Origin of the sequence: Parasphingorhabdus halotolerans (assembly GCF_012516475.1) — a bacterium.
Classification (GTDB): Bacteria; Pseudomonadota; Alphaproteobacteria; order Sphingomonadales; family Sphingomonadaceae; genus Parasphingorhabdus; species Parasphingorhabdus halotolerans.
Map to the genome: position 1 here is coordinate 2,486,100 of NZ_CP051217.1, position 13,294 is coordinate 2,499,393.

General features: G+C 56.4%; 10 protein-coding genes and 1 pseudogene. 5 read left to right on the top strand and 6 right to left on the bottom strand.

The window, feature by feature from the left end:
• Positions 1–17 precede the first annotated feature (17 nt).
• Entirely contained in the window at positions 18–407 is a 390-nt protein-coding gene (locus tag HF685_RS12250; RefSeq protein WP_168820232.1) for a hypothetical protein, read from the top strand.
• A gap of 75 nt (positions 408–482) precedes the next feature.
• Here the strand turns inward: HF685_RS12250 and HF685_RS12255 are convergent, their stop codons facing one another.
• The 3 genes from HF685_RS12255 to hppD form a co-directional block, all read right to left on the bottom strand.
• Entirely contained in the window at positions 483–1,493 is a 1,011-nt protein-coding gene (locus HF685_RS12255; protein ID WP_168820233.1) for a fumarylacetoacetate hydrolase family protein, read from the bottom strand.
• 114 nt (positions 1,494–1,607) lie between these two features.
• Positions 1,608–2,165: a VOC family protein gene (locus tag HF685_RS12260; protein WP_168820234.1), complete on the bottom strand. Its 558-nt coding sequence runs from the start codon at positions 2,163–2,165 to the stop codon at positions 1,608–1,610.
• A gap of 97 nt (positions 2,166–2,262) precedes the next feature.
• On the bottom strand, positions 2,263–3,366 hold the full coding sequence (gene hppD, locus HF685_RS12265; protein WP_168820235.1) for a 4-hydroxyphenylpyruvate dioxygenase: 1,104 nt from the start codon (positions 3,364–3,366) through the stop codon (positions 2,263–2,265).
• A 139-nt stretch (positions 3,367–3,505) separates the two neighbouring features.
• On the opposite strand from hppD, the gene HF685_RS12270 reads away from it, so the two are divergent.
• Positions 3,506–4,765, top strand: coding sequence for an ACS family MFS transporter (locus HF685_RS12270; protein ID WP_168820236.1), 1,260 nt, complete (start codon positions 3,506–3,508; stop codon positions 4,763–4,765).
• On the opposite strand, the pseudogene HF685_RS12275 reads toward HF685_RS12270, so the two are convergent.
• The 3 genes and pseudogenes from HF685_RS12275 to HF685_RS12285 form a co-directional block, all read right to left on the bottom strand.
• Positions 4,762–8,317 (bottom strand): annotated as a pseudogene (locus HF685_RS12275) (error-prone DNA polymerase). The gene HF685_RS12270 and the pseudogene HF685_RS12275 overlap by 4 nt on opposite strands.
• A 97-nt stretch (positions 8,318–8,414) precedes the next feature.
• Positions 8,415–9,767, bottom strand: a complete 1,353-nt coding sequence (locus HF685_RS12280; RefSeq protein WP_343040050.1) for a Y-family DNA polymerase — start codon at positions 9,765–9,767, stop codon at positions 8,415–8,417.
• A 90-nt stretch (positions 9,768–9,857) separates the two neighbouring features.
• Entirely contained in the window at positions 9,858–10,775 is a 918-nt protein-coding gene (locus tag HF685_RS12285) for an ImuA family protein (protein WP_168820237.1), read from the bottom strand.
• A gap of 145 nt (positions 10,776–10,920) precedes the next feature.
• On the opposite strand from HF685_RS12285, the gene HF685_RS12290 reads away from it, so the two are divergent.
• The 3 genes from HF685_RS12290 to HF685_RS12300 all read left to right on the top strand — a co-directional run bounded on the left by HF685_RS12290 (position 10,921) and on the right by HF685_RS12300 (position 13,256).
• Positions 10,921–11,712 (top strand): class I SAM-dependent methyltransferase, encoded by a 792-nt coding sequence (locus HF685_RS12290; RefSeq protein ID WP_168820238.1) that lies wholly within the window; start codon positions 10,921–10,923, stop codon positions 11,710–11,712.
• A gap of 94 nt (positions 11,713–11,806) precedes the next feature.
• On the top strand, positions 11,807–12,583 hold the full coding sequence (locus HF685_RS12295; RefSeq protein WP_211051180.1) for an ion transporter: 777 nt from the start codon (positions 11,807–11,809) through the stop codon (positions 12,581–12,583).
• Between the two features lie 154 nt (positions 12,584–12,737).
• On the top strand, positions 12,738–13,256 hold the full coding sequence (locus HF685_RS12300) for a preprotein translocase subunit YajC (protein ID WP_168820239.1): 519 nt from the start codon (positions 12,738–12,740) through the stop codon (positions 13,254–13,256).
• Positions 13,257–13,294: the final 38 nt, after the last annotated feature.

A 13,294-nucleotide genomic window follows, 5' to 3' on the forward strand; every position in this document is an offset into this window, starting at 1 on the left:
TATCTTACTGTGCCAGCATGACGACCAAAAAAGAAAAAGCTCGGCGGATGGAAATCAGGAAAAATACTGGTTCTAGAGTTATCATGTCGCCACAACCTAGAATGAAATCTGGTGGTTCATTGGAAGCGCATGCCTGCTTTCATTGTCGAGTTAGCTTCAAAGTCGAGCTGAGAGACGGATTGGCTCCATGCCCTAATTGCCGAGCCCCTTTGGCTCCGATGGGGAGGTCTTTTAAGGCGCCCAAAAAATCGAATGTTTTGCAGTGGAAAAAAGTTGAAAAGCTGTGGATGGCAGGAATCCGGTTTCCAACAATTTGGGGAGGAGTTCATCGTCCTAAAAGATGGCAGGATGCGGACGATTTTATTCGGCTTGTGCAACTTCACCAGATAGAGCAACGCCGCCACTAATTGCGCCAGGAAGCTAGTTAGCGGTCGGCTTTCGTAATATATCCGACCCCAAAATCACCCAAACAACCAACCCCGTCAGACCGCCACAACCTCCTGCCGGATCGCACCAAAGATCGAATGCCCATCCGCATCCAGCATCTGGATTTTCACCGTGTCACCAGCGCTCATGAACGGCGTCTTGGCTTCGCCGGTGTTGATCGTCTCGATCATCCGGATTTCGGCGATGCAGCTATAGCCCAAGCCGCCTTCGCTGACCGGTTTGCCGGGATCGCCGTCGGGGCCTTGGTTGGACACCGTGCCGGAGCCGATGATCGTGCCGGCGGATAGCGGTCGGGTTTTGGCAGCATGGGCGACCAGATCGGCTAGGCTGAAGGTCGCATCTACGCCGGCATTAGCGCGGCCAAAGGGTTCGCGGTTATAGTCGACCTGCAGCGGCAGATGGATGACCGAGCCTTTCCACGCATCGCCCAGTTCGTCGGGGGTCACGCAGACCGGGGAGAAAGCCGATGGCGGCTTTGACTGGAAAAAGCCGAAGCCCTTGGCCAGTTCGCCGGGAATCAGGCCGCGCAGGGACACATCGTTGCACAGCATGACCAGCTTGATATGACCAGCGGCATCGGCAGCACTGACGCCCGGTGGCACATCGTCGGTGATGACCGCGATCTCGCCTTCCATGTCGCAGCCCCAGGCCGGATCACCTAGCGGGATATCATCGCGCGGGCCGAGAAAGGCATCACTGCCACCCTGATACATCAGCGGGTCGCTGTAAAAACTCTCCGGCACTTCGGCGCCGCGGGCTTTGCGAACCAGTTCGACATGATTGATATAGGCGCTGCCGTCGGCCCATTGATAGGCGCGGGGAAGGGGGGAGTGGGCTTCGCGCTCGTGAAAACGTTCACAGGGCACCGCCTGATGTTCGACATCGCGATAAAGCGCTTCCAGCTTTGGTGCGCAATTCTCCCAATCATCGAGAGCAGCTTGCAGCGTCGGCACGATGTTGCTCGCTTCGCAGCAACGGGTCAGGTCTTTCGAGACCACGACCAGACGGCCGTCGCGGGTATTGTTCTTGAGGGTAGCGAGTTTCATCTGTGTTCCTTTATCTGTCAGCCGTTCGTCTCGAGCTACGTCGAGAGAACGGTGTGCATTGGTTCAATGTCTCGACTACGCCCGACACGAATGGAAATAAAGGAGGGATTGGGGCTAATGTTCGTCGCGCGCCTTTTCATGCAGCCATGCAGCGTGTTGCGGTGCCTTTTTGGTGCGGCTCCATTCTTCAAGCATATCTGGCGCGACGCGTTCCAGTTCGGCCATTTCTTCCGGCGTGCCGGTGTTGCAGGCGAGTTCCAAACGGTGTCCGTTGGGATCGAAGAAATAGACGGACTTGAAAATGCCGTGGTTGGTCGGGCCGATTACCTCCAGCCCCTCGGCCTCGGCGCGGGCTTTGGCTGCCATAAGGTCGTCCATGCCGGGTGCCTGAAAAGCAATATGCTGCACCCATTCCGGAGTATTTTCGTCGCGGCCCATTTCGGGTTGTTCGGGCAATTCGAAGAACGCCAATATGTTGCCGCCGCCTGCATCCAGGAAAATGTGCATATAGGGATCATATGCGCCGGTTGACGGCACATAGTCTTCTGAAAACGCGACGGTGAACGGCATATCCAGAACGCGTTTATAAAATTCCGCTGTCTCCTTGGCGTCCTTGCAGCGATAGGCAACGTGATGGATGCCGTTGATTTTGGGTGCGGGTAAATCTGTCATGATGATGTTTTCCGTTCATCCTGAGCCTGTCGAAGAACATATTCCGGACATGCTGCGACAGGCTCAACACGAACGGATTGTTTTGATAACGCCATAATCAGCCAACAGGTTCCTCGACGTTTAGCACCCCGCGCGCAACCTGATCGCGTTCGATGCTTTCGAACAGCGCCTTGAAATTGCCTTCGCCAAAACCATCATCGCCTTTGCGCTGGATAAATTCAAAGAACACCGGACCGACCTGCGCTTCGGCAAAAATCTGGAGCAGCAAGCGAGGTTCGCCGCCTTCCGTTGTTCCATCAAGCAAGATGCCACGCGTTTGCAGCGCCTTTACGTCTTCGCCATGGCTCGGCAAACGGCCATCGAGCATCTCGTAATAGGTATTCGGCGGCGCGGTCATGAAGGGCACGCCAAGCTCTTTGAGCCTGTCCCAGCAGGCAATCAGATCATCGCAGATCAGAGCGATATGCTGGATACCTTCGCCGTTAAATTCGCGCAGGAATTCCTCGATTTGCCCCTTGCCGCCTTCGCCTTCTTCATTGAGCGGGATGCGGATTTTGCCGTCCGGTGCGGTTAGCGCCTTGGAGGTGAGGCCGGTATATTCGCCTTTGATGTCAAAAAAGCGGATTTCGCGGAAGTTAAACAGCGTCTCGTAATAGTCCGCCCAATATTTCATCCGGCCGCCGTAGACGTTATGTGTCAGATGATCGATGGTGTGGAACCCTGCGCCCACAGGATGACGGTCAACACCGGGTAGATATTCAAAATCAATGTCATAGATGGACAGGTTTTCGCTGCGCTCGCCGCCTTCATAGCGGTCCACCAGATAGAGGATCGCTCCACCAATGCCTCTGATGGCCGGAATGCGGAGTTCCATCGGGCCGGTTTCAATATTGACTGGCTCTGCGCCGTTCTCCAGCAAAAGAGCATAAGCTTTGCGGGCGTCTTTTACGCGAAAGGCCATGCCGCAAGCGGATGGACCATGCTCGCGGGCAAAATACCAGGCTGCCGATTTGGGTTCATAATTGATGATCAAATTAATGCCACCCTGCCGCCAGAGGTGGACGTCCTTGCTGCGATGATGGGCAATTTCGGTAAAGCCCATGACTGCGAATACCGGCTCCAACACGCCGCGCTCGGGTGCGCAGAATTCGACAAATTCAAAGCCGTCAAGACCGACGGGGTTTTCAAACAGATCAGCCATTTGTTTTCCTTGAGATGCAATCGTGCAGAGCACGTTATATAGTTACAAATGAAACTATAGGGGATACGGGTTATTTATGCAAGGAAAATGGAATGCCGTCAGGCTTATGGCAAGCTGCGGTTATTCGGGGGAAGTTTCAATGCAAAAGCGCCACCAACTGGTACTTATGGCCTTTCTGGCCATTTTCATTTGCTATATGGACCGTGTCGCGATTTCCGTGGCGATTATTCCAATGGTCGAGACTTATGGCTGGGACATGTCGACGCAGGGACTGGTTCTCTCCAGCTTCTTCGTCGGCTATTTGTTGACCCAGATAGTGGGCGGCAAACTGGCTGATCGCTACGGTGGCAAGGTTGTGCTGGGCTTTGGCGTTTTTATCTGGTCGCTGTTCACCCTCATCGCGCCGCCTGCAGCGGCTCTGGGTGTGGCGGTGCTGATCGTTGCCCGTATTTTAATGGGCATGGGCGAGGCGGTTACCTTTCCGGCCATTTATGCACTATATGCGCGCTGGATACCTGTAAAGGAACGGTCCCGGTCAGCCGGATTTTCCAATAGCGGCATTCCCCTGGGTACCGTTTTTGCCCTTCTGGCGACGCCTGTCATTGTTGCGTGGTGGGGCTGGGAATGGGTGTTCTACATATTTGGCGCAGCCGGATTTATCTGGTGTGCCCTCTGGCAAGTCCTGATCACGTCGAATCCGCGGAAGCAACAGGGGATTAGCCAGACCGAGCTGGACCTGATTGCAGCGGACGCGATCGCAGATCGACCGGCTGCTGCAACGCCCTGGCGGGCGCTGATGGGAAATATGCCGGTGTGGGCAATCATCGTCGCGCATTTCTGTAATAACTGGTGGTTCTATGTGCTGCTGGCATGGTTGCCGACTTTTGTGACCAAGGGGCTGGGTGTGGACTATGCCTCGGTCGGTCTGTTCGCGATGATGCCGCATATTGCGCTGTTTCTGTTTATCAATATTTCCGGCATTGTCGCGGACCGGATGATTGGGACGGGCATGACGATTACGCGGGTGCGCAAGATCATGATGCTGATCGGATTTGGTGGCAGCATCTCCGCATTGCTGCTTGTGGGACAGGCGCAAAGCGCAGTCGCGGCAATCACGATCATGACGATTGGCAGCGCGCTGGGCGCTTTTGCGGTCAGCGGTTTTTTCGTTAATCATATGGATATTGCGCCGGAACATGCCGGCACGCTGATGGGCATCACCAATACGGCAGGCACAATCCCGGGCATTATCGGGGTGCTGGTGAGCGGGTGGATACTGGAAGTTACCGGATCATGGGCGCTGGTGTTCCAGGTTGCGGCCGGGGTTACCGCTTTCGGTCTGGTCTTTTATCTGATCTTTGGTAGCGGCGAGCGCCAGTTTGACGGGGCAGTGACTTAATGAAAATCCCGAGACTTTGGCAGGATGCGAACATTGCGCGGATGGCCATGCCGGGTATATTGGGATGGCAGTGTAACTGGAGGGTATTTCACCGGCGTTTCCGCTGTGCCCGCTTGCTCACGTTCCTGTTGCCGATCTTCCTTGCGATAAATCGGGCGTTTCACTTCATCAGCATGCATCATTGGGACCGGCGTTTGTCCCAGCGCAGTGATCTCATCCAGCATTTGCGTGCAATCCTCAACCCGGCTGACCATGAGATGCACAACGCCTTCGACGCTGCGTTGAACTTCACCCGTAGCCAGCATCAGCCGCGCAGCCATAACCGGACGGCGCATTTTTTCGAACCGGCTGGCCCATAGCAGCAGATTGGAGACACCGGTTTCATCCTCCAGCGTGATGAAGACCGCATTGCCCTTGCCGGGGCGTTGGCGGATCAGGACAACGCCGGCGACCTGCGCCCGTGATCCATTTTTGGCTCGCGCTATTTCTGCACAACTAAGCACGCCTAGCGAACGAAACCGCTCGCGCAGAAATTCCATCGGATGGCCTTTGAGCGATAATCTAACGCTTTGATAATCGGCCACAACATGCTCCCCCTTGGTCATCGCTGGCAGACGCGCATCTTCTTCCTCGGCAAGCTCTTTTGCCTGGGCGGCTTCGAAGAGGGGTAGTGTATTGACCGGCGTGCGGCGAACTTCCCAGAGCGCTTTGCGCCGGTCCAGTCCCAGCGAACGGCAAGCATCGGCATCGGCGAGCAGACGCAATGCACGGGCCGGCAGATTAGCTTTATGGGCGAGTTGTTCGATGGTTCTGAAAGGGCGCGCGGTGATAATTTTCTCGGCCCACTCCTCGCGGAAGCTGTCAATTTGACGGAAGCCGATCCGGAGAGCAACTTCTCCTCTCCCCTTCAGGGGAGAGACCGGGAGAGGGGGAGTCGGAGAAGCTGGCGCACTGCCCCCCTCCCAACCCTCCCCCTGAAGGGGAGAGGGCTTTCAACCTCAATCCCGTTATCCCACGCGCTATAATTCACATCGACTTCTCGCACTTCCACCTCATGTTCACGCGCATCGCGGACAAGCTGCGCAGGGGCATAAAAACCCATTGGTTGCGAGTTAAGCAAGGCCGCTGCAAACACCGCTGGATAATGGCATTTGATCCAGCTGGAAATATAAACCAGTATCGCAAAGCTCTGCGCATGGCTTTCGGGAAAACCATAGCTGCCGAACCCCTCGATCTGCTTGTAGCAGCGCTCGGCAAATTCGCGCTCATAACCGCGCGCCACCATGCCTTCGATCATCTTCGCCTGGAAATGATGGATAGTGCCCACGTTCCTGAAAGTCGCCATTGCCCGCCGCAATTTATTGGCATCGCTGGCGGAGAAATCTGCCGCGACAATGGCGAGTTTCATTGCCTGTTCCTGAAACAGGGGCACGCCGCAGGTGCGGCCCAGCACGGTTTTTAACTCATCAGGATCATGTGGCGGGTTGGGTTTGGGATAGACCGTCTTTTCGATGCCGGAGCGCCGCCGCAGATAGGGGTGGACCATATCGCCCTCAATCGGCCCGGGCCGGACAATCGCGACCTGAATCACCAGATCATAAAATTCGCGCGGCTTCAGGCGCGGCAACATGTTAATCTGCGCGCGGCTTTCGACCTGAAACACACCGATGCTGTCGCCCTTGCAGAGCATGTCATAGGTGACCGGGTCTTCGGTCGGGACGTTCTGGAGTGCCCACTGCTGTTCTCCTTCCGGCCGTACCCCGATGCTCTCCATCAGATCAAACGCCTTGCGGATGCAGGTCAGCATACCGAGCGCCAATATGTCGACCTTCATCAGGCCGAGCGCGTCGATATCGTCCTTGTCCCACTCGATAAACGTGCGGTCTTTCATCGCTGCATTGTGGATCGGCACGGTTTCATCGAGCCGGTCTTGCGTCAGCACGAAGCCGCCGACATGCTGGGACAGGTGGCGGGGGAATTGCAATATCTGCCGCACCAGATCACCAACACGTTTGATCTCGGGGCTTTCGGGGTCAAGACCGGTTTCGGCAAAGCGATTATCCGGGGCGCTGCTCGAATAGCTGCCCCAGACGGTACTCGAGAGGCGGCTGGTAATATCTTCCGACAGGCCGAGCGCCTTGCCAACTTCGCGGATCGCGCTACGCGAACGATAATGGACGACAGTGGCGGCTATGCCTGCGCGATGGCGACCATAGCGCTCATATATATACTGGATCACCTCTTCGCGTCGTTCATGTTCGAAGTCGACGTCAATGTCTGGCGGCTCCTTGCGCTCCTCGGAGATAAACCGCGAGAAAAGCAGGTCGTGCTTCATCGGATCAACCGAGGTGATGTGCAGCAAATAGCAGACCGCACTATTGGCTGCGCTGCCTCGACCCTGACATAATATCCCCTGATCGCGCGCCCATTTGACAATGTCATGGACGGTCAGGAAATAGGGCGCATAATCCAGTTTCTCGATCAGCCGCAATTCTTCCTCGACTTTGGACCGCAGTCGTTCCGGGATGATCGTACCATGTTTTTCATGGGCCGCAGACCAGGCGAGATGTTCGAGCCAATCCTGCGGCGTCCAGCCTTTCGGTACAGGCTCATCGGGATAATGGTAGCTGAGTTCATCGAGGGTGAAGTCGATCAATCCAAGCAGCTTCTGCGTCTCGGCAATCGCCTCGGGATAATCCTTGAACAATCGCGCGATTTCTTCCGGTGGTTTGAGATAGCGCTCGGCATTGGCAGCAAGCAGGTGACCTGCTTTGTCGATCGTGGTTTTCTGAGCAATGCAGGTGAGAATATCGTGCAGCGGGCGTTGCTCGGGGCGGTATAGAGCGGATCATTGGTGGCGAGCATGGGAATGCCGAGATGATCGGCCTGGCGGGCGAGCTGGACTAGGTGCCGTTTGTCCGGGCCCGATCGCGGCATGGTTGCAGCAAGCCAGATATGGGAGGTGCAGGATTTGAGCGCCGCTATAAGCCCCTCCCCTTCAGGGGAGGGGTTGGGGTGGGGGTTGTCCTCACACACCAAACTCAGAAGTTGGCATCGAGCCAACTCCTTCATACCCCACCCCTTCCCCCTCCCCTGAAGGGGAGGGGCTAATATTATCAAAGCCCAATCCTCCGAGCACCATTCCAGCAGGTCAGCGGCAAATAAGTGGCAATCACCTTTCTCGGCGCGCAGGTTCCCGGTCGAGAGCATCCGCGTCAGTCGCCCCCAGCCGCGCCGGTTTAGCGGATAGACAATGATATCTGGTGTCTCGTCGGCAAAGATCAGACGCGAGCCGACGATCAACTTGAGATCCGGCAGTTTGAGATCCGGCAGGGCGACCCCTTCCTCCTCCGCATCCTCCCGCGCTCTGCGCAGGGCAACATGCGCGCGTACGACGCCCGCAACGCTGTTGCGGTCGGCGATACCGATGCCTGTCATGCCCAGTATCATTGCCTGGCTCACCATGGCGGCGGGGGAGGATGCACCGCGCAGGAAGCTGTAATGGGTGGAGGCGGCGAGTTCGGCGAAGGGAGGAGGGGTGATGACACTCATTTATCAGACACTCGCTCATTCTGAGCTTGTTGAAGGACCATCGCAAAAAGATGCTTCGACAGGCTCAGCACGAACGGAATTGGTGCCGCGCTCGTGTTCACGCAAATAACCCATGAACATACCAATCCGGATTGGTATGTTCTGCGCCATAAAGACCGTGGCGGAACAGCCAGTAGCGTCGTCCTTTGACATCCTCGACCCGGTAATAATCGCGGGTGAGGCCGCCTTTCCCCGTTTCATGACCATCTCCGCGCTGCCACCATTCCGAGGCGATGCGCTCCGGCCCTTCATAGCGGATCACCTGATGAGTTTTGCGCCGCCAGGTAAAACGATAAGGCGGCCCGTCGGGGACCTCAGCGATCACCTGCACGCGCTGTGGTGGATCGAACATATGTAGAGGGCGTAGAGGTGGGTTTTTAGATGAAGATGCTTTCCACGGCATCGGAGCAGGCGCACTCAACATTGGCAATGCAAGCAAGCCCTGTTCAGGTATATGACTATCGGCTGGTATGAACCTCTGCACGCGTTCCCGACCAAGTCTTGTGCTAAGCTGGCTGACCAGAGCAAGCTCATCACCCTGACGATCCTCGCCGCCTTCAAGCTTCAGTTGCTGCGGTGCCAGCGGCTCGGCTGCCACAATAAAAAGCCGGATTAGATCATAGCCAAAGCCAGGATTAAGTTCATCGTTGAGTGCATCAATCCGCTCGCGCAGCAGCCGTTTGAACAGGGCATTGTCCCGGGTTGGTGCTCCGGTTTCAACGCCCAATCGCGCGACATCACCGTCACAGCGAAACAGCATCATGCGGACCATTCGCGCGCCTTCCCCGCGTTCGTTTAAACGCTCGGCGGCTTCGGCAAACAGCTCCGACAGGCATATGAGCGCAGCATCAATATGGGCGAGAGGTTCGGCAAACCGGCGTTCGGTCACAACATTGCCAAGGCTGCGAACCGGATCAATCGGGCGGTCTTCGATGCCCAGCAACCGGTCGAGACGCAAGGTCAGTTCCATCCCGAAGCGCGCCGCCAGCCCTGCACGTGGCCGCTCTGCCAGATCACCTATCTTGTAAAGCCCGGCACGTTCCAGCGCCTGATGGGTTTTGCTATCCATGGCCAAAGCGGAAACAGGAAGCTGGGCTTCTGCGCCTTCTTTGAGACCGTGCCGCGCCAGCGCCAGCGCGGCATCGGGCGTGCCTGCCAGCGCCCAATGCACTGAATAACCTGCATTATCGAGCTGATCTTCGGCATCCTGCGCGAGCGCTTCTTCAGAGGCATAAAAATGTGTCGCACCGGTTATATCGAGGATCAGGCTATTGGGCGGATCGACCGCGACCATCGGCGTGTAGCGCTCACACGCTTCTGCCAGACGCCCGAGCAGGCGCGCATCACCCAGCGGATCATAAGCAAAAACCAGCAAGTCCGGCACCCGCGCCCGCGCGTCCGCCAGATTCATGCCGGGTCCAAGACCCAGCGATAATGCCTGATGGTCTGCAGCAGCAATGACAACGGCCCCCGGACCTTCTCGGTCAGCGTAAAAGGCGCTTCATGCTGCCCGTGTGCCTTGATCAACCGCTCGCATGGCAGATGGGGGAGGAATAATGCCAAGGTCCGGCGTGTCTTCCGACTGCTGTTCGTGGCCAATGTCTCCAAAGATTCTATGTTCACGATTCCACTCCAGTCGGGCGCTCAGCCCATAGAGCCCGCTGCGATGGCGCAGCAGGGTGATATCAAAAGCGGGATGCCCCGAAGCATTGGCTTCCAGCGGAATGGACGGTGCCGCGCTAACCTGCCAGCGGCTAAACGCAGACGTGGGCAAGGGGTTGTCCGGATCAGAACCGGATCGCAGCAGCAGGGTCGGGACACCCGATTTCTGAGCCGACAACGACAGTCTCCGCGTTGCCGTCAGGTCCAGTCCCTTGGGTTTCTTGCCCGCCAGTTCCACAATGACCGCGCCCATGGCGGAAGAGCGCACCCCGTCTGCCGCTGCCCGCAGCGCCGCGATGCTATCGGGCGCAGCGACATGGATAATGCTGGCAGGATCAATTCCCAATTCGGCAAGACCCGGTGGGTAAAGTTTGCCTTGCCGCCGCGCTTCCCCGCTTTGGGTAATCCACAGGACCGGCTTGCTGTCGTCCCGGCACCGCTCCGCGAGCAGCAAAGCCATGGCCGCTGCGCTGGTGGCATCCGCTTTTTCGGCTGCATGCAGTTCATGCAACGCTCCGCGCGGCAAGCCATCTGCCGAGGCATTGCCGCGTAACGCGGCATCGATCCTGTCTATGCCAAAGGTGAAGTGGGATGGCGCACCACTCTCGCCTGCTGTCTTTACGCCAGACGCAGCCAATATCTTCGCGAGCCGCACCCGCAAGGCAGAAGATTTTGCTGACACCTCTTTGGGTACAGCAACAGGGTTAATGGGTGAGGCGTCGAAAGGCCTGCCCGAATCCGAATCGATATTGTTCATGGTTTGTTCTAAAATATAGAAAGAACAGATTTGGTCAAGCGGACTCGTGCATAACTATGATCATTTCAGATAATCGCCAGCCATCGCATGGCGCTTGACTGAACCCTCAGCCTGACCGACATTGTTGCCAAATGGGAGAGAATCGATGAAATCTGCGCTGCTGAGAATATCCGCTTTTTGCCTCGCGACTACCGCCTTCGGACCCCTGCCGGCATTGGCCAACCATCATGAAGAAGCCGGCGCTGCGACCATTGATATAGCGATGACCAAGGCAGCTCTTGCCGCTTCCGAAAATCGTTCCGATGAAGACAAGGCCCGTGATGAATCCCGAAAACCGGCTGAAGTGCTTGCCTTCATCGGGTTGAAAACTGGTGACACGGTGCTCGATCTGATTTCTTCCGGCGGCTGGTATAGCGTCGCTGCAGCCATAGCCACCGGCGCTAACGGCAAGGTTTATGCACAAAATCCGGCCGCTGCTCTGCAACTGCGCGATGGCGCTTATGAAAAAGAAATTGCCGCGCGGCTGGAGGCAAACAAACTACCGCAAATCGAGCGACTCAATAGTGAGATTGCAGACCTCGGTGTGCCTGATGGCAGCATAGACGTCGCGATCACTGCGCTGAATTTTCATGATGTGTATAACAGCTTCGGCGCAGAGGCTGCGACCGGAATGCTCGCGGCGGTGAAGGCCAAGCTCAAACCGGGCGGTGTATTTGGCGTGATCGACCATGTTGGCGACCCTGATGGCGATAACACGGCCACTCACCGGATCGATCCTGACTTGGCCGTAGCAGCTGCGTCAGCCGCCGGCTTCATGGTCGAGCGCAATGATGAACTGTTGGAGGGAACCGGCGATGAGCATAGCAAAAATGTGTTTGATCCCGCCGTGCGCGGCAAGACCGACCGGTTTATATTAAAGCTGACGAAGCCGGAATAAACACAGCCGAAAGAGCTTCGATTTTCCTTCTGGCATGACTTGATAAGCGCTGCCCGAAGCGCCAGATGATCTGTGTCTATCAAAGGGTGACATAGTGATCGAAAAAATCCGTGCGTTGATTGAGTCTTCACGTTTTCAAAATGCGATCATGGTGGTGATCGTGCTCAATGCGATCATCATCGGAATGGAAACCTCGCCGGGGTTAATGGCACGCTATGGCGAGATTCTCGTTGCGCTTGACCGGATCGCCATCGTGATTTTCATTGTCGAAATTGCCCTGAAACTGATTGTTTACCGGCTCAGCTTTTTCAAAAACGGCTGGAATATTTTTGACTTTGTGATTGTTGGCGCGGCTCTGCTGCCGACAGGTGGCAGCTTGTCCGTCCTGCGCGCCTTGCGGATATTGCGGGCGCTTCGCCTGATCTCCGCTATGCCAAAAATGCGCAAAGTGGTGCAGGGCCTGTTCGCCGCAATCCCATCGATGGGGACAGTGATCGTATTGCTTGGACTGGTCTTCTATATTGCCGCCGTCATGGCGACGAAGATGTTCGGTAGCGAATTTCCCCAATGGTTCGGCACGATCGGCGCGTCGCTTTATTCGCTGTTCCAGATCATGACATTAGAGAGCTGGTCGATGGGCATCGTCCGCCCGATCATGGAAGTCTATTCATGGGCCTGGGTGTTTTTTGTGCCATTTGTTCTGGTGACTTCTTTCGTCGTGCTCAACCTGTTCATCGCGATCATTGTCAACGCGATGCATGAAGAGACGGATGAAGAACAGGCAGCGCAGCGGGACGAGATATTGCATGAGATTAGAGGATTGCGGCGGGAAGTGGCGGACATGCGTGAGGGGCAAGTGGAACGAAAATGAAACAGCTGTCGCATTGAAACAGGGACGGCGCAGCACTCTTTGTCCTGTCCATGCGTCCATTCGCCTCAATCCCCTTAACAATCACGGCCATCTTTTTTTAGCCAGCAGGTTTCGGCGGAAGGCCGCCATTTTTTGTAATCTCTAGGAGTAAAATATGAAGAATTTCCTGACCCTCATGACCGGTGTCGCATTACTGGCCGCGACCCCGGCTCTGGCACAAGATGCCGCTCCGGCTGTCGAAGCCCAGGTTGGAATGAAGGTTATTGGTCCCAATGGCGGTGAGGTAGGATCGGTAGATTCGGTGAGCGACGGTGTCGTCGTGGTCGATACCGGCAAGAATAAAGCCGCGCTTGCGACCGATGCTTTTGCCGAGGCAGACAATGGCTTGTCCATCATGATGACGAAGGTTGATCTGGATACAGCCGTCGAAAAGGCTGCTGCCGATGCCAGAGCCCAATTGCTCGCCAGCCTCACTCCTGGCACGGAAGTGAAAACCGTTACCGGTGCCGCGGTGATTGGCACCATTAAGGAAAGCGATGCAGAATATGTGACCGTCGAACATAATGGCCTGCCAGTGAAGCTGCCGGTGGCAGCATTCATGGCGAAGGCGGATGGTGTTTCCATCACGATGACCGAAGACCAGTTCAAAGCGGCGCTAGCGGGCACGCAATAAAATAGTTTCCATGACGGCGGCGGGCAAACAGGTCCGCT

Excerpts from the sequence above, each read along its gene's own strand:
- HF685_RS12250 (WP_168820232.1), top strand. The coding sequence starts at position 18 with ATGACGACCAAAAAAGAAAAAGCTCGGCGGATGGAAATCAGGAAAAAT.
- HF685_RS12255 (WP_168820233.1), bottom strand. The coding sequence starts at position 1,493 with ATGAAACTCGCTACCCTCAAGAACAATACCCGCGACGGCCGTCTGGTC.
- HF685_RS12260 (WP_168820234.1), bottom strand. The coding sequence starts at position 2,165 with ATGACAGATTTACCCGCACCCAAAATCAACGGCATCCATCACGTTGCC.
- hppD (WP_168820235.1), bottom strand. The coding sequence starts at position 3,366 with ATGGCTGATCTGTTTGAAAACCCCGTCGGTCTTGACGGCTTTGAATTT.
- HF685_RS12270 (WP_168820236.1), top strand. The coding sequence starts at position 3,506 with ATGCAAAAGCGCCACCAACTGGTACTTATGGCCTTTCTGGCCATTTTC.
- HF685_RS12280 (WP_343040050.1), bottom strand. The coding sequence starts at position 9,767 with ATGAATCTGGCGGACGCGCGGGCGCGGGTGCCGGACTTGCTGGTTTTT.
- HF685_RS12285 (WP_168820237.1), bottom strand. The coding sequence starts at position 10,775 with ATGAACAATATCGATTCGGATTCGGGCAGGCCTTTCGACGCCTCACCC.
- HF685_RS12290 (WP_168820238.1), top strand. The coding sequence starts at position 10,921 with ATGAAATCTGCGCTGCTGAGAATATCCGCTTTTTGCCTCGCGACTACC.
- HF685_RS12300 (WP_168820239.1), top strand. The coding sequence starts at position 12,738 with ATGAAGAATTTCCTGACCCTCATGACCGGTGTCGCATTACTGGCCGCG.